Source organism: Gluconobacter albidus (assembly GCF_002005485.1).
Classification (GTDB): domain Bacteria; phylum Pseudomonadota; class Alphaproteobacteria; order Acetobacterales; family Acetobacteraceae; genus Gluconobacter; species Gluconobacter albidus.
Map to the genome: position 1 here is coordinate 1,961,230 of NZ_CP014689.1, position 25,479 is coordinate 1,986,708.

At 59.6% G+C, this 25,479-nt stretch carries 18 protein-coding genes; 1 reads left to right on the plus strand and 17 read right to left on the minus strand.

The features are described 5' to 3' along the window. Positions 1-74: 74 nt before the first annotated feature. The 17 genes from rpsG to fzlA all read right to left on the minus strand — a co-directional run bounded on the left by rpsG (position 75) and on the right by fzlA (position 24,624). The gene (rpsG, locus tag A0U94_RS09040) at positions 75-551 is read right to left on the minus strand and encodes a 30S ribosomal protein S7 (RefSeq protein ID WP_011251968.1); all 477 of its coding nucleotides are present in this window, start codon (positions 549-551) and stop codon (positions 75-77) included. Positions 552-563: 12 nt separating this feature from the next. Beyond that, positions 564-935, minus strand: coding sequence for a 30S ribosomal protein S12 (rpsL, locus tag A0U94_RS09045; RefSeq protein ID WP_011251969.1), 372 nt, complete (start codon positions 933-935; stop codon positions 564-566). Between the two features lie 379 nt (positions 936-1,314). Beyond that, positions 1,315-5,634 (minus strand): DNA-directed RNA polymerase subunit beta', encoded by a 4,320-nt coding sequence (gene rpoC / locus A0U94_RS09050; RefSeq protein ID WP_077803144.1) that lies wholly within the window; start codon positions 5,632-5,634, stop codon positions 1,315-1,317. A gap of 80 nt (positions 5,635-5,714) precedes the next feature. After that, complete coding sequence (rpoB, locus tag A0U94_RS09055; protein WP_077803915.1) at positions 5,715-9,887, minus strand: DNA-directed RNA polymerase subunit beta; 4,173 nt, start codon at positions 9,885-9,887, stop codon at positions 5,715-5,717. Positions 9,888-10,126: 239 nt separating this feature from the next. After that, entirely contained in the window at positions 10,127-10,498 is a 372-nt protein-coding gene (gene rplL, locus A0U94_RS09060; protein WP_062029282.1) for a 50S ribosomal protein L7/L12, read from the minus strand. A 67-nt stretch (positions 10,499-10,565) separates the two neighbouring features. Next, positions 10,566-11,090 (minus strand): 50S ribosomal protein L10, encoded by a 525-nt coding sequence (gene rplJ, locus A0U94_RS09065; protein ID WP_062029280.1) that lies wholly within the window; start codon positions 11,088-11,090, stop codon positions 10,566-10,568. Between the two features lie 305 nt (positions 11,091-11,395). Further along, positions 11,396-12,088: a 50S ribosomal protein L1 gene (gene rplA / locus A0U94_RS09070; protein ID WP_062110027.1), complete on the minus strand. Its 693-nt coding sequence runs from the start codon at positions 12,086-12,088 to the stop codon at positions 11,396-11,398. A 4-nt stretch (positions 12,089-12,092) separates the two neighbouring features. Then, complete coding sequence (gene rplK, locus A0U94_RS09075) at positions 12,093-12,527, minus strand: 50S ribosomal protein L11 (RefSeq protein ID WP_008852418.1); 435 nt, start codon at positions 12,525-12,527, stop codon at positions 12,093-12,095. A 99-nt stretch (positions 12,528-12,626) separates the two neighbouring features. Next, positions 12,627-14,282 carry an efflux transporter outer membrane subunit gene (locus A0U94_RS09080; RefSeq protein WP_244177983.1) on the minus strand — a complete coding sequence of 552 codons (1,656 nt, stop codon included), beginning with the start codon at positions 14,280-14,282 and terminating at the stop codon, positions 12,627-12,629. Further along, the gene (locus tag A0U94_RS09085) at positions 14,282-15,493 is read right to left on the minus strand and encodes an efflux RND transporter periplasmic adaptor subunit (RefSeq protein WP_231865290.1); all 1,212 of its coding nucleotides are present in this window, start codon (positions 15,491-15,493) and stop codon (positions 14,282-14,284) included. Before A0U94_RS09085 ends, A0U94_RS09080 begins: the two co-directional genes overlap by 1 nt. A gap of 77 nt (positions 15,494-15,570) precedes the next feature. Next, the gene (locus A0U94_RS09090; protein WP_077803145.1) at positions 15,571-18,738 is read right to left on the minus strand and encodes an efflux RND transporter permease subunit; all 3,168 of its coding nucleotides are present in this window, start codon (positions 18,736-18,738) and stop codon (positions 15,571-15,573) included. A gap of 170 nt (positions 18,739-18,908) precedes the next feature. Further along, complete coding sequence (locus tag A0U94_RS09095) at positions 18,909-20,309, minus strand: sensor histidine kinase (protein WP_077803918.1); 1,401 nt, start codon at positions 20,307-20,309, stop codon at positions 18,909-18,911. Between the two features lie 16 nt (positions 20,310-20,325). Beyond that, positions 20,326-21,057 carry a response regulator transcription factor gene (locus tag A0U94_RS09100; protein WP_077803917.1) on the minus strand — a complete coding sequence of 244 codons (732 nt, stop codon included), beginning with the start codon at positions 21,055-21,057 and terminating at the stop codon, positions 20,326-20,328. Positions 21,058-21,118: 61 nt separating this feature from the next. Next, positions 21,119-22,351: a DNA recombination protein RmuC gene (locus A0U94_RS09105; RefSeq protein WP_077803146.1), complete on the minus strand. Its 1,233-nt coding sequence runs from the start codon at positions 22,349-22,351 to the stop codon at positions 21,119-21,121. Between the two features lie 47 nt (positions 22,352-22,398). Next, a complete protein-coding gene (locus tag A0U94_RS09110) occupies positions 22,399-22,644 on the minus strand; it encodes a hypothetical protein (protein WP_062027258.1) in 246 nt (81 codons plus the stop codon). A 124-nt stretch (positions 22,645-22,768) separates the two neighbouring features. Then, positions 22,769-23,944, minus strand: a complete 1,176-nt coding sequence (locus A0U94_RS09115) for a BaiN/RdsA family NAD(P)/FAD-dependent oxidoreductase (RefSeq protein ID WP_077803919.1) — start codon at positions 23,942-23,944, stop codon at positions 22,769-22,771. A gap of 11 nt (positions 23,945-23,955) precedes the next feature. Beyond that, the gene (fzlA, locus tag A0U94_RS09120; RefSeq protein ID WP_062027256.1) at positions 23,956-24,624 is read right to left on the minus strand and encodes an FtsZ-binding protein FzlA; all 669 of its coding nucleotides are present in this window, start codon (positions 24,622-24,624) and stop codon (positions 23,956-23,958) included. Positions 24,625-24,701: 77 nt separating this feature from the next. Between fzlA and minC the strand changes: the two genes are divergently transcribed. After that, positions 24,702-25,430 carry a septum site-determining protein MinC gene (gene minC, locus A0U94_RS09125; RefSeq protein WP_077803147.1) on the plus strand — a complete coding sequence of 243 codons (729 nt, stop codon included), beginning with the start codon at positions 24,702-24,704 and terminating at the stop codon, positions 25,428-25,430. Positions 25,431-25,479 lie beyond the last annotated feature (49 nt).

Sequence of the window (25,479 nt, forward strand, 5' to 3'; positions counted from 1 at the left end):
GACTGAAAGTTCAAACCAGTCAGTGCACGATCCCGAGATCGCAGCACTGCCGGAAGCCCTTTAACCGGTTCTGATTACCAGCGATAGTGGCTGAATGCCTTGTTGGCTTCAGCCATACGGTGCGTGTCTTCGCGCTTCTTGACAGCGGAGCCACGGTTGTTGACCGCATCCATCAGTTCGTTGGACAGACGTTCCTGCATCGTGTTCTCGCCACGCTTGCGGGAGGCGTCGATCAGCCAGCGGATCGCGAGGGCCTGACGACGCTCGGCGCGGACTTCAACTGGAACCTGATAGGTTGCGCCACCGACGCGACGCGAGCGGACTTCAACCGCAGGCTTCACGTTGTCCAGAGCCGAGTGGAACATGGCCACCGGATCTGCAGTCGTGCCGCCGCGGCGGCGCATGACTTCGAGGGCACCGTAAACGATACCTTCGGCGGTGGATTTCTTACCATCGTACATCAGCGCATTCATGAAGCGCGTAATGACGACGTCTCCGAACTTCGGATCGGGAAGGATCTCGCGCTTTACAGCGCGGTGACGGCGACTCATTCCAAATACCTCTTACTTCGGACGCTTCGCGCCATACAGCGAACGACGCTGACGACGCTTGGCGAGACCCTGTGTATCAAGCACACCACGCAGGATGTGATAACGGACGCCAGGAAGATCCTTCACGCGGCCACCACGGATCAGAACAACACTGTGTTCCTGAAGGTTATGACCTTCACCCGGAATGTAGCTCACGACCTCATACCCGTTGGTCAGACGCACCTTGGCGACCTTACGCAGAGCGGAGTTCGGCTTCTTTGGCGTTACGGTATACACACGCGTGCAAACGCCACGCTTCTGCGGGCAGCCCTGCAGTGCGGGGACCTTGTTCCGCTTTGCGGCCGGCTCACGGCCGTTCGCGATCAACTGGTTGATGGTCGGCATGCGCCCTTCCCAATCCTTGTCCTATTTCAGACAGCAACATTGCTGTTTCTGTCGTGACATTTGTTCCAACCGACATGCGGTAGGACCGCCTGCCATTTCCACATCGTGAAAAGGAAACAGCCTGAACTGTTCCCTCCTCTCTCCAGCGTGCGGCCTTGGCATTTTCTCCAGATAAGGAGAATAGCGGCACCGCATGCGATTCTTTAAACTTCGTCGGCTTTTTCAGCCTTCCGAGAAGGCATGTGCCGAGGGCGCGGAACCTACGAAGGGTTCGACGTCAAGTCAAGTGGTTCAGCTGAAATGGCCCGATTCTTCGCTGAAAGTTTCCAGAATCGGGACAGGAAGATCCCCGCCTTTTTCAAAAGCGGGGATCCTCTTTTCACTCCGCTGCGTCTTCGACAGCTGCCTGCGACGTTCCACCAACACGCTGACGGTCCTGAGTGGCGGCAATGCCCCGCAGACGGTTCATCACGCTGCCCGTTCCTGCCGGGATCAGACGCCCGACAATCACGTTCTCCTTGAGACCGTTGAGGGTATCCACCTTGCCCGACGTGGCCGCATCCGTGAGGACACGTGTGGTCTCCTGGAAGGAGGCCGCCGAGATGAAGGACTGCGTCTGCAGGGACGCCTTGGTGATGCCCTGCAGAACCGGCATGGCCCGGGCAGGCGTATCACCGTTCTGGGTCAGACGCTGGTTCTCGCCCTCGTACTCGATACGGTCCACCGTTTCACCGATCAGATAGGTCGAGTCACCCGGTTCGAGGATTTCCACCTTCTGCAGCATCTGACGAACAATGACTTCGATATGCTTGTCATTGATCTTCACGCCCTGCAGTCGATAGACGTCCTGGATCTCGTTGACGAGATAGTCGGACAGAGCCTCGACACCCATGACCTTGAGAATGTCATGCGGCACGCGCGGACCGTCGACTAGCGGATCGCCCTTCTGGACAAAGTCGCCTTCCTGAACGGAAACGTGCTTGCCCTTCGGGATAAGATACTGCGTCTCTTCACCCGTATCGTCGTTCTTGACGATAACGCAGCGCTTGGACTTGTAGTCCTTACCGAATTCAATGCGTCCCTCGCCTTCGGCGATGATCGCATGATCCTTCGGACGACGCGCTTCGAACAGTTCGGCCACACGCGGCAGACCACCCGTGATGTCACGCGTCTTGGATCCTTCGCGCGGAATACGGGCCAGCACGTCACCGGCATTGACCTCTGCTCCGTTCTCAACCGACAGAATACTGTCAGGCGAGAGGAAGTAGCGAGCATCGTTGCCGTTGGCGAGCTTGACGACGTTTCCGGAAGCATCCTTGAGCTGCAGACGCGGACGCAGATCAACGCCCTTTGCGGCCTGCTTGTAGTCAACGACGACCTTCGAGCTCAGACCCGTGACTTCATCCATACGCTCGACGAGCGTGATGCTGTCGATCAGGTCGAGATACTCGACGGTACCCGCCTGCTCGGTGATGATCGGCAGGGTGTACGGGTCCCACTCGGCCATCTTCTGGGTCCGCGTCACCGCTTCCCCTTCCGAGACCATCAGACGCGCACCGTAAGGCACACGATAGCGGGCACGTTCCACACCGTTCTCGTCGGTCAGCAGGATTTCGCAGTTACGCGACATCACCACCAGAACCTTCTGCGAGTTCTCGACGACGTTCCGGTTCTTGATCGTCACGATACCATCGCGGGACGCTTCGACCATCGACTGCTCGGCGCCACGCGTTGCCGCACCACCAATATGGAAGGTACGCATCGTCAGCTGGGTGCCCGGCTCACCGATGGACTGTGCCGCAATAACGCCGACAGCCTCACCGATATTGACCGGCGTACCACGGGCCAGATCGCGACCATAGCAGTGGCCACAGATTCCAACGCGGCTGTCACAGGTCAGAACGGAGCGGATATCAACGCTCTCCACGCCCGCCTTCTCGATAAGCTCAGCTTCAGCTTCCTCGATCAGCGTGTTGCGCGGCAGGATGATGTCCTGGCTGACCGGATGCAGCACATCCTTGGACAGGGTACGACCCAGAATACGTTCGGACAGGGAAGACACGACTTCGCCGCTATCCATGACGGCGCGAACCGTCAGACCGCGTTCCGTACCGCAATCCGGCTCGACGATGATGCAGTCCTGCGCAACGTCGACCAGACGACGGGTCAGGTAACCCGAGTTCGCCGTCTTCAGCGCCGTATCCGCAAGACCCTTACGGGCACCATGGCTGGACGTGAAGTAATCGAGAACCGAGAGGCCTTCTTTGAAGTTCGCGATGATCGGCTGCTCGATGATCTCGCCCGAAGGCTTCACCATCAGGCCGCGCATACCGGCGAGCTGCTTCATCTGGGCCGGCGACCCACGGGCACCGGAGTGGCTCATCATCCAGACCGAGTTCGTCGGCTTGCCGATGACCTGCTTGGAGATCTCCTTGAGCATCGCGGCCTGGACTTCGTCCGTGCAGCGTGACCAAGCGTCGACCACCTTGTTGTAGCGCTCGCCGGCCGTGATCAGACCGTCCTGATACTGCTGCTCGAATTCCTTGACCTCTTCCGACGTCTTGCCAACCAGCGTTGCCTTGGCGTCCGGAATGATCATGTCATCCTTACCGAAGGAGATACCGGCGCGGGCAGCGTGACGGAAACCAAGCCCCATCAGGCGGTCGCAGAAAATCACCGCTTCCTTCTGACCACAGTGACGATAGACCGTGTCGATCACGTCGGATACGTTCTTCTTCGTCAGCTGCTTGTTGATCAGGCTGAACGGGATGGCCTGATGCTTCGGCAGGATCTGCGCGATCAGGGCGCGACCCGGCGTCGTGACGATCGTCTGACGGACGGACTTGCCGTCAGCGTCAATCGTCGCCAGACGCAGACGGATCTTGTCATGCAGCTTGAGCGAGCCCGAAAGCATGGCGCTTTCGATCTCGGCCACATCCGAATAGGCCGGCGGAGCAGCCGTGACGACCTTGCCATCCTTGATGACAGCCTCGTCCGGCGTTTCGCGGTATTCCGGAACTTCAAGGCTCAGGTAATACAGGCCCAGAACGATATCCTGGGACGGAACGATGATCGGCTTGCCATTCGCGGGGCTGAGGATGTTGTTCGTGGACATCATCAGAACGCGGGCTTCAAGCTGGGCTTCCAGCGACAGCGGCACGTGAACGGCCATCTGATCGCCATCGAAGTCGGCATTGAACGCGGTGCAGACCAGCGGGTGAAGCTGGATGGCCTTGCCTTCGATCAGCGTCGGCTCGAACGCCTGGATACCCAGACGATGAAGCGTCGGAGCACGGTTCAGCATGACCGGATGCTCGCGGATCACCTCTTCGAGGATATCCCAGACTTCCGGACGCTCTTTTTCCACCATGCGCTTTGCAGCCTTGATGGTGGTGGCGTGGCCGTACTTCTCGAGCTTCGAGTAGATGAACGGCTTGAACAGTTCGAGCGCCATCTTCTTCGGAAGGCCGCACTGATGCAGCTTCAATTCCGGACCAACCACGATGACCGAACGGCCAGAGTAATCGACACGCTTTCCGAGCAGGTTCTGACGGAAACGTCCCTGCTTACCCTTCAGCATGTCGGACAGCGACTTCAGCGGGCGCTTGTTCGCACCCGTGATGGCGCGGCCACGACGTCCGTTATCGAACAGGGCGTCCACAGCTTCCTGCAGCATGCGCTTTTCATTACGGACAATAATGTCCGGCGCACGCAGCTCGATCAGCCGCTTCAAACGGTTGTTACGGTTGATGACGCGACGGTACAGGTCGTTCAGATCGGACGTTGCGAAACGGCCACCATCGAGCGGCACCAGCGGACGCAGTTCCGGCGGAATGACCGGAACGATGTCCATGATCATCCAGTCCGGGCGCGAACCGCTTTCCACGAAGGCTTCAACGAGCTTCAGACGCTTGACGAGCTTCTTGCGGGCAGCTTCCGAGGTCGCCTTGCGCAGCTTCTTGCGCATCATGGTCTTCTCGGAATCGCCTTCCATGACCTCAGCGTCATAGTCAAACGGATCCGGCAGGCCCTTTTCCTTTGCCGCAAGGCTCAGGTCGCGTTCCTGGCCGTTCGGAATGCCCCAGTCATAGCTGGAGAGCGCGCGCTTGATGGCTTCCGCACCGATTCCGACGTCGATACCGGCGTCGGGATATTCATCCAGAAGGTCTTCGCAGCGGATTTCGTCCAGCAGATACTGATCGCGCTTCTTGCCGTTCTTGTAGGAGTCGATCTGATCGGATTCACAGACGCCCTTGTCGAGAATCAGGAATTTCTCGAAATACAGAACCGGTTCAACGTCCTTGAGCGGCAGATCCAGCATGGTCGCGATACGGCTCGGCAGCGACTTCAGGAACCAGATATGCGCGACAGGCGATGCCAGCTCGATATGGCCCATACGCTCGCGGCGCACCTTGGCCAGCGTGACTTCAACGCCGCATTTTTCGCAGACAATACCGCGGAACTTCATCCGCTTGTACTTGCCGCACAGGCATTCGTAATCCTTGATCGGGCCAAAGATACGCGCACAGAACAGGCCGTCACGCTCAGGCTTGAACGTACGATAGTTGATGGTCTCCGGCTTCTTGATTTCGCCGTAAGACCATGACCGCACCTGCTCGCTGGATGCGAGCTGGATCTTGATCTGGTCGAAGGTCACCGACTGGCCGGTCTGACCCAGGATCTTCATGAGTTCGTTCATGCGCCGAAACCCCAATGTGTTCCGCGGCGTACCGCGGACACCTTAAAAATGAACCGTAGCGAGAAGGAGGGAGCGGGCAATTAAAGCCCGCTCTGCTCGAGTTCGACATTCAGGCCGAGTGACTTCAGTTCCTTGATCAGAACGTTGAAGCTCTCCGGAATGCCGGCTTCGAAATCGTCCTGTTCGCGAACGATTGCCTCATAGACCTTGGTACGGCCGGACACGTCATCCGACTTCACCGTCAGCATTTCCTGCAGCGTGTAGGCTGCACCATATGCTTCAAGGGCCCACACTTCCATTTCACCAAAGCGCTGACCACCGAACTGCGCCTTACCACCCAGCGGCTGCTGCGTGACAAGCGAGTAAGGACCGATCGAACGGGCATGGATCTTGTCATCGACAAGGTGATGCAGCTTCAGCATGTAGATGTAACCAACCGTCGTCTGGCGCTCGAAGAGCTCACCCGTACGACCATCAATCAGCTGCGACTGACCCGACTTGTTGACACCAGCTTTCTCGAGCATCTCTTCGATGTCGGGAATGGAAGCGCCATCGAACACCGGCGTTGCAATCGGCAGACCCTTGCGAAGGTTGTTCGCAAGCTCGATCAGCTGCTCATTCGGCAGCGTCGCGATGTCGTCATTGAAGACCACGTCTCCATAGACGTCATGCAGACGATCCAGCAGTTCCTGCTTGCGCTCACCCGTCCGCTGATACTCGTCCACCATCTCGCCAATGCTTGCGCCGATATTGGCACAGGCCCAGCCCAGATGGGTCTCGAGAATCTGACCGATGTTCATGCGCGACGGCACACCCAGCGGGTTCAGAACGATGTCGACTGCCTGACCATTCTCAAGGAACGGCATGTCCTCAACGGGAACAACGCGAGAAACAACACCCTTGTTACCGTGACGACCGGCCATCTTGTCACCGGGCTGAAGCTTACGCTTCACGGCAACAAAGACCTTGACCATCTTCATCACGCCAGGTGGCAGTTCGTCACCGCGCTGAAGCTTCTCGACCTTGCTGTCGAAGCGCGCATCAATCCTGCGGGTCGCTTCCTTGAATTCACCACGAAGCTTTTCAAGCTCCGTCATGACGTCGTCGGACGTGACCGTAATGCTGGCCCAGGTCGCGCGATGATGCTCGTCCAGAACCTCTTCCGTGATCGGCGTGCCCGAACGGAGGCCCTTGAACCCGGCACCGGCCGTCTGGCCCACCAGACGCTCACGGAGACGGTTATAGAAGCTGCGCTCCTGAATGCCGCGCTCGTCATCACGATCCTTCGTGAGACGCTCGATCTCGGCGCGCTCGATCGCCATGGCGCGCTCGTCCTTGTCCACGCCACGGCGGGAAAAGACGCGAACGTCGACAATCGTACCGGTCGTGCCGGGCGGCAGCTTCAGGGACGTATCACGGACGTCGGAAGCCTTCTCACCGAAGATGGCGCGCAGAAGCTTTTCTTCCGGCGTCATCGGGCTTTCGCCCTTCGGCGTCACCTTACCGACAAGGATATCACCCGGATTCACTTCGGCGCCGACATACACGATACCGGCTTCGTCGAGGTTGCGCAGGGCTTCCTCACCGACATTCGGAATGTCACGCGTGATTTCTTCCTGACCCAGCTTCGTATCACGGGCCATGACTTCGAATTCTTCGATATGGATCGAAGTAAAGACGTCGTCACGGGCGATGCGCTCGGAGATCAGAATGGAATCTTCGAAGTTATAACCGTTCCAGGGCATGAACGCGACGAGCACGTTACGACCCAGAGCCAGTTCACCAAGCTCGGTGGACGGACCGTCAGCGATGATGTCGCCTGCATGAACCGTATCCCCGACCTTCACCAGCGGACGCTGGTTGATGCAGGTGGACTGGTTGGAACGCATGTACTTGCGCAGACGATAGATATCCACGCCCTGCGTTGCACCAGCCTCGTCCGTGGCACGAACCACGATACGGGCACCGTCGATCTGGTCGATCACACCACGGCGCTTAGCCACGATGGTCGCGCCTGAGTCATGCGCGACAGCGGCTTCCATGCCGGTACCGACCAGCGGGGCATCAGCCTTCACCAGCGGGACAGCCTGACGCTGCATGTTCGCGCCCATCAGTGCGCGGTTGGCGTCATCGTTCTCAAGGAACGGAATGAGCGCGGCAGCGACAGACACAAGCTGCTTCGGCGAAACGTCACAGGCCGTGACCTGCTCCGGCGGGACAACGCGGAAGTCACCCGAACGACGAACGGAAACAAGTTCATCCGTCAGACGACCCTGATCGTCCTGCTTGGCATCAGCCTGGGCAACAACGAGCTTTTCTTCTTCCATGGCGGAAAGATATTTCCAGCCATCCTGAAGAACGCCTTCTTCCACCAGACGATAAGGCGTCTCGATAAAGCCGTACTTGTTCACCTTGGCATAGGTCGACAGCGAGTTGATCAGACCGATGTTCGGGCCTTCCGGCGTCTCGATCGGGCAGATACGGCCGTAATGCGTCGGGTGAACGTCACGGACTTCGAAGCCTGCGCGCTCACGGGTCAGACCGCCCGGGCCAAGCGCCGAAAGACGACGCTTGTGCGTCACTTCGGAAAGTGGATTCGTCTGATCCATGAACTGGCTGAGCTGCGAGGAACCAAAGAATTCGCGCACAGCAGCCGCGGCAGGCTTCGCATTGATCAGGTCATGCGGCATGACCGTATCGATGTCGACGGAACCCATGCGCTCGCGGATGGCACGTTCCATGCGGAGCAGGCCAACGCGATACTGGTTTTCCATCAGTTCGCCGACAGAGCGGACACGACGGTTACCAAGGTTGTCGATATCGTCGATCTGGCCGCGGCCATCCTTCAGTTCACACATGATCTTGATCGTGCGCAGGATGTCTTCCTTACGCAAAACGCGCAGGGTATCTGGTGCGTCCACATCAAGACGCATGTTCATCTTTACACGGCCAACCGCAGAAAGATCATAGCGACCCTGGTCGAAGAACAGACCATGGAACATGGCTTCCGCCGTTTCCTTGGTCGGCGGTTCACCCGGACGCATGATGCGATAGATGTCGATCAGGGCCTCATCACGGCTGCTGTTCTTGTCAGCAGCCAGCGTGTTGCGGATCCAAGGACCGTGCGAGCCGTCAACGGACAGAAGCGGAAGCTCCGTGATGCCCATTTCCTCAAGCGTCGCCAGACGGTCTTCCGTCAGCTCTTCGCCAGCTTCACCGTAAATCTCACCTGTATTCTCATTCACGAGATCATAGGCAAGGAAGCGTCCGAGGATATCGAGACGACCAACCTGCACGACGCGGGTTTTTTCCGCAATCTTACGGACCATACGCGCAGTCAGCTTGGCGTCGGCTTCGGCAACCACCTCACCCGTATCAGCATCAACCAGCGGGCTGAGCAGCTTCAGGCCACGGAATGCATCGGGGTCGAAAGGACGGGCCCATTCACCGCCCAGACGGGTGAAGGGAACAGTCTGGTAGAAATAGGACAGGATTTCATCCTGATCCATTCCACGGATATCGAGGCCGTCTACGTCACCGCCGTCAGCAATCTTCCGCTCACGCTGCGCGAGATAGTTTGCGCCTTCAAGCGCATAAAGAAGAGTTGTGACCGGCAGCTTGCGCTTGCGGTCGATACGGACATAGATCAGGTCCTTGGCATCAAACTCGAAGTCGAGCCAGGAACCACGATACGGAATGACGCGGGCGGCAAAGAGGTACTTGCCCGAAGAATGCGTCTTGCCTTTGTCGTGATCGAAGAACACGCCCGGGCTACGATGCATCTGGGAGACAATGACGCGCTCTGTGCCATTGATGATAAAGGTGCCGTTATCAGTCATGAGCGGCATGTCGCCCATGTAAACCGGCTGTTCCTTCATGTCGTGAATCGAACGTGAACCGGTGTCCTCGTCGATATCCCACGTCGTCAGACGAAGAATAACCTTCAGCGGCGCCGCATAGGTCAGACCGCGCTGAATGCATTCCTCGACATCATATTTCGGATCTTCGAATTCGTAGGACATGAAGTCCAGACGACCGCGACCCGCAAAATCGTTGATCGGAAACACCGAACGGAAGACTTCCTGAAGACCGGCGTCCTGCCGGCTGTCAGGACTTACGTTCATCTGCAGGAATGCCTCATAGGAGGCGCGCTGCACGTCGATCAAATTGGGCATCGGCGCAATTTCGGGAATACGCCCGAAACTTTTGCGGATCCTTTTGCGTCCCGTGAACGATTTGGTGATCGCGTTCATCTCTTCTGCCCTCTGCACCAGACCTTCGAGTCGCCCGCAAACCGTGCCGAGAACAGGTCCCTGCATTGCGGACGACCGGAACGACCGGCCGTTATGAAATTTTCAGTACGTGGCGAGCCGCGCACTATACGCCCGTTCTGCTCCAACGGCAAATCGGGCGGGAACCGCATGCGATCCCCGCCCCATCTGTCTGCCAGGCAGTGGCTGCGACGCGAACGACCCAGCCCGAAATCAGTAGATTACTTGACTTCGACCTTGGCACCGGCGTCTTCAAGAGCCTTCTTGATCTTGGCGGCTTCGTCCTTGGACGCGCCTTCCTTGACGGTCTTCGGTGCGCCTTCGACCAGGTCCTTGGCTTCCTTCAGACCGAGGCCCGTGATGCCACGGACTTCCTTAATCACGTTGATCTTCTTGTCGCCGGCGTCAGCCAGGACAACCGTGAATTCGGTCTGCTCTTCAGCGGGAGCAGCAGCAGCACCAGCAGCAGCAGCAACTGCAACCGGAGCAGCAGCGGAAACGCCCCACTTCTCTTCAAGCATCTTGGAAAGCTCTGCAGCTTCCAGAACGGTCAGAGCGGACAGCTCTTCAACAATCTTTGCCAGATCGGCCATGGTCTTATCCTAAATTGATGTACTGTTGATCAGGTTCAGGCCTACGCCGCAGCGCGGGCCTTCATTCTCAGGCGGCTTCTGCTTCGCCGGCCTTGGCATAGGCACCAAAGACGCGAGCAAGCTGGCCAGCCGGCGCCTGGACAACGCCTGCGATACGCGTTGCGGGGGTATTGATCATACCCACCAGCTTCGCACGCAGCTCGTCCAGGGACGGCAGCTCGGCGAGGGCCTTGACTCCGTCGACGCCAAGCGTCTGGGAACCCAGGGCGCCACCAAGCACCACCAGTTTGTCATTCGTCTTGGCGAACTCGACGATCACCTTTGCTACTGATGCCGGGTCTTCAGACCACGCAAGCGCGGTCGGTCCCTTGAGCAGCGGCGCGATGCCGTCGAATTGGGTCCCATCCAGAGCACGGCTGGCCAGCCGGTTCTTCGCAACCTTGTATGTCGCCCCTGCCGCACGAATGCGTCGACGCAGTTCCGTCACATCAGCAACCGTCAGACCCTTGTTCTGGGTGACGACAACCATGGACGTGCTGCCAAACACATCGGCGAGGAACTCAACAAAGGCCCGTTTTTCCGTACGGTCCAAAACCTGTCTCCTCGTCAGTCCAGCTTTCGCCAGACCAGGTTACCCATGGAACCGCCTCTTTCGAAGCAGCTCCGCTCGCCTGTCCACAGAAGTGAGCGAACCCAGCACATCGCAGCAGCGCCACTGAATACTGTCGCCCCGTCTGACGCCCGCGATCCCGAAAGATCCTTAAGGCCCCGAAGGTCCACGTGCGGTCTTGGACAGGTTTGGAAGCGACCTGCAAGCAGGCCACCCCTCAGCCATCACGCCCGAGGGCGTGACGTCATTTCGTGGTGGTCTTTCCCAGAAGGAAGACCACCTGTCAATCAGGCTTCGAAACTCGAAACGTCAACGCGAACGCCCGGACCCATCGTGGAAGACAGGGCTGCCTTCTTCAGATACGTTCCCTTGGCACCCGTCGGACGAGCCTTCTGCACGGCATCGACCAGAGCGTTGATATTCTCAACCAGCTTGGCTTCATCAAAGGAAGCCTTGCCAACGCCGGCATGAATGATACCGGCCTTCTCGGCGCGATACTCGACCTGACCGGACTTGGCTGCCGTGATGGCACCCTTGACATCCATGGTCACCGTGCCGAGGCGCGGGTTCGGCATCAGACCACGCGGGCCGAGGATCTTACCCAGACGACCCACGAGAGCCATCATGTCCGGCGTCGCGATGCAGCGGTCGAAGTTGATTTCGCCAGCCTGGATCTTTTCAGCCAGATCTTCTGCACCGACGACTTCCGCACCAGCAGCCAAGGCTTCTTCAGCCTTCGGGCCGCGGGCGAACACGCCAACGCGCAGGGTCTTGCCCGTGCCGTTCGGCAGGGAGATCAGACCACGGACCATCTGGTCAGCGTGACGCGGATCGATGCCGAGGTTCAGCGAGATTTCGATCGTCTCGTCGAACTTTGCCTTGGCGTTGCTCTTCACGAGAGCGACAGCCTCGGTCAGGCCGTACGGCTTGTTACGCTCGACAGTTGCCTGTGCGGCGTTCAGACGCTTGTTCTTGGCCATAGGATCAGCCCTCCACCACGTTCAGGCCCATCGACTTGGCGGAACCGGCGAGCATGCGCACGGCGCCATCAATGTCATTGGCGTTCATGTCCTTGAACTTCGTCTCAGCGATCTCGCGAAGCTGAGCCGTCGTCACGGAACCAACCGCAGCGGACTTGCCGACCGTCTGGCTGCCCTTGGAAATCTTGGCAGCCTTCAGCAGGAAGTACGTGTTCGGCGGCGTCTTCGTGATGAAGGAGAACGTGCGATCCGCATAGGCGGTGATGACCACCGGGATCGGCATGCCGGGCTCGAGCTGCTGGGTCTTGGCGTTGAACTCCTTGCAGAACTGCATGATGTTCAGGCCGCGCTGACCCAGAGCCGGACCAACCGGCGGAGAAGGATTGGCTTTACCAGCCGGGATCTGAAGCTTGATGTAGCCAACAACTTTTTTGGCCATATCCGGGACTCCCCTGTTTGTCGTTCCCGAACCGCGGTTCAACGGAGTCGGCCATGCCTCCTCCTCCCGCGTTCGAAGTGAGGCGGACCCCTAGACCAGTTAGGGGCGCCCCGTCAAGCCTTGCGAAACATTGACCGGGGGCTGATCGCCCCGCAGATCGTTGTCCAGCGGGGACGCATGACTGTCGATGCCGCTGACCGGCTTCGGAGTCCGCAGATCCTTGTACTGAAGCGGGCCGAAAGGATCGATCTGCTTGACGCCCGGCAGGTCGCTGGCACTCCAGCCCCCGCCCAGAGCACGCACCAGACGCACGGAAGACTGCACCTGTGCCGTCTGCACCTCGACCTCCGCCAGACGCGCCTGCAGCGCATCCTGCTGCGCCACGAGTGCATCAAGATAGTTCGACAAGCCACCCGTATAGAGCGCCATGGTCATGTTCTGTGTCCGCAGCGCGGCCTCAACAGCTTTCTGCTGCTGATCCTGGGCAATCTTGAACTGCCGCGTCTGGGTCAGACCATCCTCGACATCCTGAAACGCGGACAGGACGACAGAACGGTAATTGTCCACCATTCCGCGGTACTGCGACCACGAGCGCTGCAACGCTGCGCGTCTCAGGCCACCCGTAAAGGCCGGTTCGACCGCCTGCACGGCAATTTTCCAGAAGGCGCGGGAAATACTGGCCAGATCGAAGCCGCCATCCTCGAAGCCGCCTTCCGCACTGAAGGTGATATGCGGATAGAAGGCCGCACGCGACACACCGATCGCACGCGCGGACGCCGCCATCCGGCGTTCGGCAATCGCGATGTCAGGGCGACGCTCCAGCAGGGATGCAGGCAGTCCAGCGTTGATCTTCACCACGCCGAAATGCATCTTCACGTCCTTGACGGGCGCGATATGAAAGCCTGCCGGGGCCGTGTTCAGCAAGACTGCGATGGCATGTTCCATGACATTGCGGCGGGCAATCAGATTGCTTTTTGCAGCCTGCGCCGAATAGAGCTGGGTCTCGGCACGCGAGACGTCCAGCCCCGCACCGATCGACCCTGCCTGACGCAGCTCCGTGATCTCTACAGCTGCGCGGAAGTAGCGGATGGAATCATCATAAACCGCGTTCTGGGCATCCAGACCGCGCAGGGCGACGTAATCCGATGCCAGCTCCGCTTCCAGACTAAGCCTTGCCAGCGCATATTGTCCGGCGGAAGCCTGAGCGAGGTTTTTCTGCATCCGCGTCGTATTGCGAATGGAATTCCAGAAATCCGGCTCCCACGTGGCAGCGCCGCTATAGGCCTGGTTGGATTCATAAACCAGGCTGCTGCTGGTTGCGGGATTGTTGTACAGCCGCCCCACGGAGCCCTTGTTGTAGCTCATGTGAGAGCCGCCCGTGAGCTGCGGGTACAGACGGCTTTCCGTCTCGCGCGCCACGTCCCGGGCCTGCGTAAAGGCTTCCGCCTGGGCCTGCAGATCTGGATTGACGGCGAGCATGCGCTGTTCGAGCCCATTGAGAATGGGATCGTTGAACATGGTCCACCAGTCACTCCGGACGGCACCATCCGCAGGCTGCGCGTCGACCATCAGCCCCTTCCCTTCCCATCCTTCAGGGTAAAGGAATTTCTGCGGATGATACTCCGGGGCCAGATCGCAGGAGGCAAGCCCGATGGACAGAACGCCGCCCAGAGCCGTCGTAAAACGCCAGATGGAACGCTTGCGGGTTGATGCGCTCTTCCGGGAGGGAGATGACTGGGAACTTTCCGGTTTCATCAGCGCGATCCGGCCTCTTCGGGGTTTGCGTCATGCTGGCGGACAGGCTGCTGATCCGCATCCTGCAGCGCCTTGCCTGGCGTGTTGTATCCCGGTGTGGTCGGGACGATCCTGACTTCGTCCCCTTCCAGCAGATCAGCCGTAGGGTTGGCAACCACGCGGTCGTCTTTTGTAATACCGCTGAGCACCTGAACTGTCGTCCCGAAATTGATCCCGACGGTGACGTTCACCAGATGCGCGTGGTTGTTGATGACCTTCGCGACCTGCGTCCCTTCGGCCCGGTAAATGATCGCACCTTCCGGCAGGATCAGGATATTCGGGTTTCCGGGGGCCGAGATATGCGCTGTCGCATAGGAATTCGGCCACAACAGATTATCGTCATTATCCAGGGTCAGTTCTGTCGTCACCGTACGGGTTGCGGCGTTGAAGGCATTGGCCGTCGCAAGAAAGGTCGCCCGGAAATGACTTCCCGGATACTGGGGTACCGTCAGTTCGGCTTCGATCTTCGGCGAAATCACACTCGCAAAATCCTGCGGCACAGAAACGAACACGCGCATCCTGTGGACGTCGGCCACCGAAAACAGCTCCGATGCCGCACCGCGGGAATTCACATTGCCACCGCCCGCATTCACGTAATCACCCACGTTCACCAGACGGGACGTCACGATTCCATCAAAGGGTGCGACGATCTTCTTGAAATCTTCAAGCGCCTGAAAGCGGTCCACGTCATGGCGCGCGGCTTCCAGTTCGGCTTTCTGCGCGGCGGCATTTGCGGCCTGCACGTCCACTTCCTGACGTGATACGGCCTGCGTCCCCTTCAGCGCCGTCCAGCGCTGTGTGGTGATGACGGCCAGATTATAACGCGCCAGAATGACGTTGTAATGCGCCTTGGCAGCCTCGAACTGGGCGTCGATGCTCGGCGTACTGATTTCCGCCAGAACATCTCCGCGCTTCACATGTGCGCCGTAGTCCTTGTACCACATTTTCACATAGCCCGAGACCTGCGCGTAGATCGGCGCCTCGTACCATGCGGCAAGATTGGCAGGCAGATCGACCTGTCGTGTCTTCGGTCCCGGCTGCGGCGTAATCAGCGTAACGGGCGGAATGGCCGCCTCTTCGGTCGCGCCACGCAGGGAGTGATAATGCGTGCCCCGCTGCACGATTCCCCATGCCGCGAGTGCAATCGCCAGCAGGATCACCACCAGCAGAATGAGCTTGCCGCGCGCGCCTGAGCCCGTACGGGCCTGATGGTTTGTCGGAGGCACCTGCCCCTGATCCGTAGAATGGCTCACGCGCGGTCTCCTTCAGGCCCAGCAGGCCGCTTGTAATGAATAAGGGCAAAAACGCAGGGAACAAAAAGCAGGGTGGCAACGGTCGCAACCAGCAGACCACCGATCACTGCCTTGCCCAGCGGCGCATTGTCGGAATTGCTGATGGACATCGGGATCATGCCGATGATCATTGCAAGCGCCGTCATCATGACGGGACGGATACGTTCGTAGCCCGCTTCCAGAGCCGCGAGAATGGCATCACCATGCTCGTCCATCCGCTCACGGGCAAACGCCACCACGAGAATGGCGTTGGCCGTGGCCGTACCCATGCACATGATCGCCCCCGTCAGTGCCGGTACCGACATGGATGTATGCGTCAGGAAGAGGCTCCACGAGATACCGCCCAGAGCCCCTGGCAGCGCCGAGATGATAACGAACGGATCAAGCCAGGACTGAAAGTTGACGACAATGATCAGGTAAACCAGCACGATCGACAGCGCGAGGCCACCTGCGAGCTGGACATACGCATCGTTCATCGTCACAGCCTGTCCACGGACTACCATGGTCGAGCCATGCGGCAGCAGCTTGCGTTGTTCCTCCACGATCCGGTTCACGGCTCTTGAAACCGTTCCCAGATCCATGTCCTCCGGCGCAGCATAGATGTCGAACACGGGCATGATGTTGTAATGCGCGACTTCTGCTGGAGTCCCGGTCTGCACCAGAGCACTCAGCCCTCCCAGAAGCTGCGGCGTCTGGTTTGTCGGGTTACCGTCCCCCTTGTCGATCGGGAGAATTTCCAGATCGTTCATGGTCTGCAGATAATTCGCGGGGGTCTGCACATCAATGAGCTGCGACGTGCCCTGCGCGTTCAGGTAGTAGGTCTGGCCGACCTGCCCGCTACCGGACAGCGTCACAAGAGCATTCAGGGCCACGTCCCGCTCGGTAATACCCGTTCCCAGCGCAAAGCTGCGTCGGTTGTTCACCAGGATCGTCGGCTGCGTCATCGGCTCTTGAATGGAGACATCCGCGATTCCGGGAATATGCCGCAGTTTCTGGGCAATCTGTGTCGCGAATTTGAAGTTTTCGCTCAGATCGCGGCCCACGATCTGTACGTCGATCGGAGATGGCAGACCGAAGTTCAGGATCTTCGCCGTCAGATCGCCCGGCTGAAACGTGAAGACCGTTCCCGGAAAATCGTTCGTCAGACCCTTGCGCAGCCTGCGGCGGTATTCCGGGATCGGGCTTTCGGAATTTCGCAGCTGGATGGTGATGTCGCAGTCCTGCGATCCCACGGTCGGGGACGGAATCATTGCCTGGTTCAGCTGACTGAACGGCAGACCGCAGTTATTGACAATATTGACCACCTGACCCGGCAACAGGCTCCGGATCTTGCGTTCCGCCAACCCTGCAATCTTGCCGGTCTCTTCTAGGCGCGTGCCGATCGGGGCACGCATGTGCATCTGCAAGGTTCCGGACTTGATCTCAGGGAAGAAGTCCTGACCGATGAACAGCAGGAGCGCCATGGACGATACGGCCGCCAGCAGGAACAGCATCACGAAACGACCGCGAATCGCAATCAGGGTTTCAAGGATGACCTTGTAATGCTCGCGGAAACTGGAGAATCGCGCCTCAAATCCCCGCTGGAAGCGCCCGAAAATTCCGGGCTTGCGGTGGTGCCATTCAGGATCACGATGCATCCGCACCTGAGCCGCCAGCATCCAGTTCGCCATCGTCGGCACCAGCGTCCGCGACAGGATGAAAGAAGCGATCATGGCAAAGATGATGGCTTCGGCCATCGGCATGAACAGCCAGCCCGAAATCCCCGTCAGTTCGAACAGCGGCAGCCACACGATGCAGATACAGGTCGTGGACACGAAGGTCGGGATGACGATCTGGTTGGCGGCATCAATGATGGCGTCTTCCAGTTCCTTCCCGGTTTCGAGATGCGCGTCGATGTTTTCGATCATGACTGTCGCGTCATCGACGAGAATACCAACCGCCAGCGCCAGACCGCCCAGCGTCATCACATTGATGGACTGCCCGGCGATGCTCAGCCCGATGATCGAACACAGCATTGCCAGCGGAATGGACGTCGCCACGATGATGGTCGAACGCCACGAGCCAAGGAACAGCAGAACCGTCAGGCTGGTCAGGATCGCGGCCGTGATCATCTCACGCACCACGTCCACGACCGATTCCTTTACGAAGCTCGACGCATCGGTCAGGACATTCACTGTCGTTCCGGCTGGCAGCGTTGCCTCGACCTGCGGCAGGAGCTTCTTGATGCCGCTTACGACGGACAGCGTGGAAGCATCACCACTTTTGAGGATGACAATCAGGACTGCCTGCTGCCCTTTCACAAGGACTGCGTTGATCTGCGGAGGCCCTCCACGATGCACCCAGGCAACGTCACGCAGATAGATCACGGAATTGCCGACCTGCTTGATCGGCATCTTGTTGAAGACTTCCAGATCAAGGGGCGTCGAGTTCGTCTTCACCATCCAGTCAAGCTGGCCGATCCGCTGATCGCCTGCCGGAAGAACGATATTCTGCAGGTTCAGCGCTGTCGCCACGTCTTCTGGAGACAGTCTGTGCGCTAGCAGCTTGATCGGGTCGATATCCACCATGATGTCCGGAGCCAGACCACCATAGGGATTGGGGATCGCGGCCCCGGGCACGGAAATCAGTTCCGGCCGGATCAGGTTGGACGCCATGTTGTAGATTTCCGACCCGGACATGGTCGGATTGTTGACCTGCAACGTCAGAACCGGAACCGACGACGCATCCATTGCCAGAATCAGCGGTGGGGTCGAACCGTTCGGCAACTGTTTGATGACCGTCTGGGACACAGACGTGATCTGCGTCTGCGCCACCGCCGTATTGGTTCCCGGCTGGAAGAACACCTTCACGATGCCACGCCCGTAATAGGACGAGCTTTCGATATGTTCGATGTTGCTGACCGTCGCCGTCAGGGAACGTTCGTAATAATAAACGATACGCCCCGACATGTCCTCGGGCATCAGGCCCGTATAGGACCAGATGACAGCCACGATCGGAATCTTGATTGAAGGAAAGACATCCGTGGGCGTGGAAACGATGGCCCGGACCCCGAAGATCAGGATCATGATCGACAGGACAACGAAAGTGTAAGGCCGCTTCAGCGCGGTAACGACAATGGCATTCATGCGGTCAGACAACCCCTTGGGGCTCTTCCTGGTCCGGTCATTCTCAACGGGTGTCCCCTTGCAAATTGATCCGAGTCATATCCATCGAGACTCAGACGACAAGGAAAATTCTGTTTAAATATCAAGACACGCGGCAAATATTGACACGCTACGCAACATTTTGTGCCTTTTCAGACAGGTGTCGCGGGCGCGAAATGAATGGTGAAAACAGCTCCAGGCAGCGTATGACCGGGCCTTGTGGACACGATATCCACCGATGCTCCATGCAGCCGCAGGATTGCTGACACGAGGCTCAGCCCCAGCCCGCTTCCCGGAACATGACGACTTTTATCCGAACGGTAAAAGCGTCCCATGACGGCCTTGCGCTCTTCTTCTGCAATACCGATTCCCGTATCGCTGACACGCAGCCAGCTCGATCCGTCAGCTCCCAGCCCCGCACTCAGCCGGACCGTTCCCGGCGCGGGCGTGAACTTGATCGCATTGTCCACGAGATTGGCCAGAACCTCGTTCAGCAGGTCCATGTCCCCGAACAGCGGAACCGCTTTATCCGAGTCCACGACCTTAAGGAGAATGCCCTCCGTCTCGGCAATCGGTTCGTACAGATCCACCACCCCGGCCAGCAGTTCACGCAGATCAAGCATTGCAAACCCGGCCCGACGCCGCCCGTTCTCGATTTCACCGATCCGCAGCAGGGCCGTAATGACGGAGAAACACTGTTCCAGATCCAGCGTGGCGCGCTCTATCGCGCCCTGAAGCGCTGCGGGATCATTCGTAATCGACGACACCCGCTCCAGCCGGGCCTTTACCCGTGCCAGAGGCGTCCTCAGATCATGGGCAATGTCGTTGCCCACGTCCCGGATCTCGTCGAGCAGATGCTCCAGCCGGTCCAGCATCCGGTTGACCGATACCGCAAGTCGCTCGATATCGTCGCGTTCGCGTCCGGTCGGCAGACGCTCGTGCAGGTCTCCGTCCATGATGCGGTCGATCGCCTCATGCATATCCTTGACGCGCCCCAGCGCCCGATGGCTCAGAAAAATTCCCGCCATCAGGGCAAACACTACGATCGGCACCACAGACATCAGCGCCGCACGCTTGGTGATGTAGCGCAGTTCATTGGCCATATGCAGCGAACGTGCCAGAACGAGAATGCGGTCCCGGTTTCCCTGCACCCCCTCTACCTCGACGGCCAGATAGCGCATTTCATAGGGTGTATCACCGGGAGGCGCGTCCCATAGACGCTGCGTTCTGGGCGAGACCTCCAGCCCGACGGGCCATTTCTTGATATCGCCCGCAATCCGGTTACGGTTCATGTCGAACAGCGCAGCCCCGTTGAGGATCACGCGCAGATCAGTCTTGCTGCGCTCCCGAACCTCATATTCAAGCTGGGCCGGACTTTCCTGAAGAAGCTGATCGGCTTCACGCTGAAGCAGATCTGTCGAGCGCTGCTGCTCGTATCCGTTCATCTGACCGTAGACGAGCCCGAACTGCAACGCCATTGCGGCGATGATCGCCACAACGAAGGCCAGCGTCAGTCGGAACGTCGCCGTCCGGAAAAGATCAGCCCGGAACAGTTCGGAAAAGCGCAGCTCAGACCGTGACACGCAGACTGAACCCGGCGCCGCGAATACTGTGAATGAGCGGCGGCTCGCCGGGCAGATCAATCTTGCGACGCAGTTTTCCGATATGAACGTCCACCAGATTTGTCTGGGGAACGAAACGGTAATTCCACACATCCTCCAGCAGCATCGTCCGTGTCAGCACCGTATCCGGACGGCGCATCATGTATTCCAGAAGACGGAACTCCCGCGGAAGCAGATCAATTTCCTGCCCGTTGCGGAACACCCGGCGCTCGATCAGGTCCATCTCAAGCGGACCAACGCGAAGCACCGTCACACGACTGTCCGTCGGACGCCTCAGCAGAGCCTCCAGACGGGCAGCCAGCTCTTCCATGGCGAAGGGCTTGGTCAGATAGTCATCCCCCCCCGCCTTGAGGCCACTGACGCGGTCATCCACGGCCGAGAGCGCCGAGAGCACCAGGACGGGAATGGTAATCCGCTGCGCACGCACGCTCTCGATCACCGTCAGGCCGTCCAGTTCCGGCAGCATCCGGTCTACGATCATCAGATCGAACTGCCCGGTACAGGCATGGTCCAGCCCCTCGACACCCGTCGCAGCCCGGGTGACGTCATAGCCGCGCGTCGTGAGTTCCTCCACGACCTCGGCCGCAATGCTGTCGTCGTCCTCGATCAGCAGAAGCCGGGGAGAAGGTTCGGAAAGGCGCTCAGGCGCCCCGGAGTCATGTGCGGACGTCATGGTCATCATCATCACATGGGGCAGCCTACCATGTCATCCAATTAAAATCGGTCTTAAGGCCGGAGCCTCAGGAAGAAGGCGGTTCGTCCAGCGCCTCTTCCATGTCGTCCGTCGTTCCGTCCAGCGCCCGCAGACGCCTCCCGAGCACGCGCGTCCGCCGGCGGGCTTCTTCGATCGTATTGCCCATCGTCCCGGCGTTGCGATGCAGCTTTTCTAACACCTGGTCCATCCGCAGCATCTCCTGTCGCGTTGCCCCCAGAAGCCCGGCAATCGCCTCTGTCCGTTCTTCAAGCGTCAGCGTGACATATCCAAGATGCACGGTCCGGAGCATCGCCGGCAGAAGCGATGGCCCCATCACCATTACACGGTGCAGGCGCCCGATTTCGTCAATCACGCCGGGCATCCGGGCGATTTCGGCATAAAGCCCGTCAGTCGGCAGATACAGCACGGCAAATTCAACGGTCACGGGCGGAAGGATATATTTGGAGGCAATTTTCTTTGCCTCAAACCGGATCACGTTTTCCAGTTCGCGCCGCGCCTGACGTTCCGCCAGCGCATCCCCGGCATCCGAGGCATTCAGCAGTCTTTCATAGGCTTCGGTCGGGAATTTGCTGTCAATCGCCAGCCGTGGCGGCGTCTCCGTGCCCCGCACCGGCATCTTCACCGCAAATTCGACGTTCTCACCTGCCGTTCCGAGGCGGAAATTGGTGTCATAGCTGCCCTCAGGAAGAATATCGTCCAGAATGGAGCGGCACTGCGCCTCGCCCCACCCCCCGCGTGTCTTCACATTCGAGAACAGCCGCTTCAGGTCACCGATCTGCGCCGTCACACTCGTGACCTCGCCCAGCGCTTTCTGCATGGCGCTGAACTGTTCCACAACGCGCTGGAAACTGGTCTGCATCTGCTTTTCCACGGCACCATGAAGCTGTTCATTCACGGTGGCGCGGATGCGCTCGATCTGTTCATTCTGGCTCTGCGCCATCTCCCGCAGTGCATCCGATAGCAGGAGACGCCCTTCGGCCTGATCCTGCCCCAGATTACGGGCCAGCGTACTCAGCCGCTCGCTGGTTTCCAGCCGGAACTGGTCCAGCCGCCCCGACAGGACGCGCTCGACTTCCGACAGATGGGCCCGATGGTATTCAACGTCCTGCGAGCGCTCCTGAGCCTCACGCTCAAGAAGCCGCTCGAGCTGCCCGCCCCCGCTGCCGCCCCGCAGGATCGCCAGCAGAGCAACCACCAGCGCGACCGCCGCAACAATCCAGGGGAAAAACTGCGCCATTCCGGAAATATTCTCCTGCATGACGCATGTCCTACCCGTTCAACGCAATACGGCCAATGCCACGCGTCTTACGGCTGGTGGATATTTCCGTAAGACGCCGCTCCCAGACCCGGGCACGAACACGGAGCCCCGAGCGGAACCTGTGTCGGCATTTTGCAGGTATAGATCCCGGCCTTGCAGGTATAACCATAGCCGGCAATGGGCGTGCCCGGCGGAATCGGCCCCGGCGCCGCCGTCCCGACACACGCTCCCAGCCCCAGAAAAGACAGACCTGCCGCAGTACGCAGAACATGACGGAAAACGGAACGAGACATAATGGATGTGTCCTTAAATCGACCGGATTGAAAACCGGACATCAGAGAAACGCAAACGGATCGCCGCGTCATCGGTTTCCGCCTGATCGAACGCCAGCATGGCAATCCTGTGGCAATGCCCCCCTCAGCGATGCCCGCCTGCCGCCTGCCCTGCCGCCACACCACTTGCCCAGGCCCACTGGAAATTGTGTCCGCCAAGCCAGCCCGTTACGTCCACGGCTTCCCCGATCGCGTAAAGTCCGGGAATTTCCCGGGCCTCCAGCGTCTGGGATGACAGGTCCCGCGTGTCGATCCCGCCGCGCATGACTTCCGCCTTGGCATAACCCTCGGTCCCGGCGGGACGGAGCTGCCAGTTCGAAATCCGCTCGGCCAGCGCCTTGATTGCGCGGTCCGGCTGGTTCGCCAGCATCGTATCGCCCATTCCCGCCGCCAGAACACGCGCCAGCCGCTGGGGCAGCGCTTCCAGCAGGCTCGGCGGGAGGGCTTTCGGTCGGTCTTTCTTCACCTTCAGCAGCACGTTCAGCGCATTCTGTCCCGGCAGCAGGTCAATCTGCGCCGCATCGCCGCTCTCAAGATAGGACGAAATCTGCAAAATTGCCGGGCCTGACACGCCGCGATGGGTGAAGACCATCCCATCCTCGAACCGCGGGCCTTTTTTGCCCACCCGCGCCACGATCGGCAGCGAAACGCCTGCAAGTTCCGGATCGGCATCTCCCAGAACCAGCGGCACGAGCGCCGGGGCCGTCGGCACCACGCGCAGTCCGAATTTCCGCGCCAGCCGCAGCGACAGGTCTGACGCCCCGAGCTTGGGAATGGATAGCCCACCCGTCGCAAGGATCACAGAGCCCGTGCGGATCTCGCCGCCATCCGTGACGACAATAAATCCGTGCTCTGCCCGGCGGACATCCAGAATCCGCGTCTGCATTCGGAATTCGCAGCCAGCCGCCCGACACTCCGAAACCAGCATGTCCACGATCTGCCCAGCCGAGCCATCACAGAAAAGCTGCCCGCGCGCCTTCTCGTGCCAGGCAATGCCATAGCGGTTCACGAGCTTGAGGAAATCCTGCGGCGTATACCGCGCCAGCGCCGAGCGGGCGAAATGTCGGTTCTGGGAAATGAAACAGTTGGGGCCGGTTTCAAGATGCGTGAAATTGCAGCGTCCGCCCCCCGAAATCAGGATCTTGCGTCCCGGCTCCGGCCCGTGATCCAGAACCAGAACCCGTGCACCGTTCTGCCCTGCGACAGCCGCCGCCATCAGCCCCGCTGCACCGGCTCCAAGCACAATCACATCGGGATTCATCATCACAGGCCTCAGAAATCCAGATTGGCGTAATGCGCGGGCGGCGTGATGCCACTGACCTTGTCAGACAGCAGCCCCCGGAAACAGGGCCGGGATTTCACACGGGCATACCAGTCCTTTGCGGCCGGTGCCTTGGACCAGTTCACGTCGCCGATGAAATCGAGCGCCGACAGATGGGCCGCGGCTGCGAAATCCGCGAGCGACAGCGCGGGCCCGGCCAGCCAGGACCGCGTTTCCGCCAGCCAGCCGATATAATCGAGATGAAAGCGCATGTTCGCGTAACCGGCCCGAAGCGCATTGCCGTCCGGATGGCCACGCCCGAACTGGCGCTTGTCCACCTTCTCGCCCAGAAGGTTCCGGGTGACTTCCTGCGCAAAACGGGTGTCGAACCAGTCCACGAGCCGCCGGGTCTCGACCCGCTCGGCAAAGGTGCGCCCCAGAAGCGGCGTATCGGGATAGGCGTCTTCCAGATATTCGCAGATGACACGTCCGCCAGGCACAGCGAGACCATTTTCCTCAACCAGCACAGGCACTTCACCTGCCGGATTGAGACGGAGGAATTCCTCACGCTGCTCCCACACCCGCTCGATGACGGGTTCGAACGGGAGTCGCTTCTCAGTGAGGGCAAGCCTCACAAGACGGCATTGCGGAGAAAGTGGAAGGTGATGCAGGATACGCATTGCCACTTTCTAAGTCAGCCGATACCCGCTCACAAGAGCCTCACCGACTGCCCGACACAGGTCCGACGATTTTCACGATGCCCGATCCCGTTTCCGCACCCTCTTCGACTGCCCCCATGCGCATCCGCGCCCGTGGCCGCTCCTTCCTCGCGCTCGTCCTGTCTCCCGAGGCGCCCCTCCCCCTCTGGCTGAACGGCCTCGACTATCAGGTCGCCCGATCCGGCGGACTGTTCACCGGAAAACCGATCATTCTGGATCTGGGCCTCCTCAACGAAAACACGCCGGGTCTGGCCACGCTTCTGGACGATATCCGGGGCCGGGGTGTCCGGATTATCGGTCTTGAGGGTGGAAGCCGGCACTGGCCGGCTGTCGCGCACTGGGACTGGCCGGAAATGCTGGATGGTGGCCGACCGGCCGGGGAAGTCGAGATTCCGGAAGATCCTTCTACCAGTGCAGCGGGGCCGGTTTCGGGCGGCGGGACCCTCATTATCGACCAGACTGTGCGGTCGGGTCAGAGCATCCAGCATATGCAGGGCGATGTGATTATCCTCGGATCGGTGTCTTCTGGCGCTGAAATCGTGGCTGCGGGTTCAATCCACGTTTACGGAACCCTGCGTGGGCGAGCGATTGCGGGCGTGGGCGGGCAGTCCCAGAGCCGTATTTTCGCAAGCCGCATGCAGGCCGAGTTGCTGGCGCTTGATGGCTATTATGCCGTTACGGAAGACATTGATCCCGCGCTTCTGGGGCACGCCGCGCAGGCCGCTCTGGATGAGGACCGGGTCCGCGTGCTGCCGCTGCCTGCGTGATCCGGGCAATAACGTGACGTAGGCTGCCATGAAAGCACCCCTATTCGCA

Excerpts from the sequence above, each read along its gene's own strand:
- fzlA (WP_062027256.1), bottom strand. The coding sequence starts at position 24,624 with ATGCGTATCCTGCATCACCTTCCACTTTCTCCGCAATGCCGTCTTGTG.
- rplL (WP_062029282.1), bottom strand. The coding sequence starts at position 10,498 with ATGGCCGATCTGGCAAAGATTGTTGAAGAGCTGTCCGCTCTGACCGTT.
- minC (WP_077803147.1), top strand. The coding sequence starts at position 24,702 with ATGCCCGATCCCGTTTCCGCACCCTCTTCGACTGCCCCCATGCGCATC.
- rpsL (WP_011251969.1), bottom strand. The coding sequence starts at position 935 with ATGCCGACCATCAACCAGTTGATCGCGAACGGCCGTGAGCCGGCCGCA.
- rpoB (WP_077803915.1), bottom strand. The coding sequence starts at position 9,887 with ATGAACGCGATCACCAAATCGTTCACGGGACGCAAAAGGATCCGCAAA.
- A0U94_RS09115 (WP_077803919.1), bottom strand. The coding sequence starts at position 23,944 with ATGAATCCCGATGTGATTGTGCTTGGAGCCGGTGCAGCGGGGCTGATG.
- rpsG (WP_011251968.1), bottom strand. The coding sequence starts at position 551 with ATGAGTCGCCGTCACCGCGCTGTAAAGCGCGAGATCCTTCCCGATCCG.
- A0U94_RS09110 (WP_062027258.1), bottom strand. The coding sequence starts at position 22,644 with ATGTCTCGTTCCGTTTTCCGTCATGTTCTGCGTACTGCGGCAGGTCTG.
- A0U94_RS09080 (WP_244177983.1), bottom strand. The coding sequence starts at position 14,282 with ATGAAACCGGAAAGTTCCCAGTCATCTCCCTCCCGGAAGAGCGCATCA.
- A0U94_RS09105 (WP_077803146.1), bottom strand. The coding sequence starts at position 22,351 with ATGCAGGAGAATATTTCCGGAATGGCGCAGTTTTTCCCCTGGATTGTT.
- rpoC (WP_077803144.1), bottom strand. The coding sequence starts at position 5,634 with ATGAACGAACTCATGAAGATCCTGGGTCAGACCGGCCAGTCGGTGACC.
- A0U94_RS09090 (WP_077803145.1), bottom strand. The coding sequence starts at position 18,738 with ATGAATGCCATTGTCGTTACCGCGCTGAAGCGGCCTTACACTTTCGTT.
- rplA (WP_062110027.1), bottom strand. The coding sequence starts at position 12,088 with ATGGCCAAGAACAAGCGTCTGAACGCCGCACAGGCAACTGTCGAGCGT.
- A0U94_RS09100 (WP_077803917.1), bottom strand. The coding sequence starts at position 21,057 with ATGACCATGACGTCCGCACATGACTCCGGGGCGCCTGAGCGCCTTTCC.
- rplK (WP_008852418.1), bottom strand. The coding sequence starts at position 12,527 with ATGGCCAAAAAAGTTGTTGGCTACATCAAGCTTCAGATCCCGGCTGGT.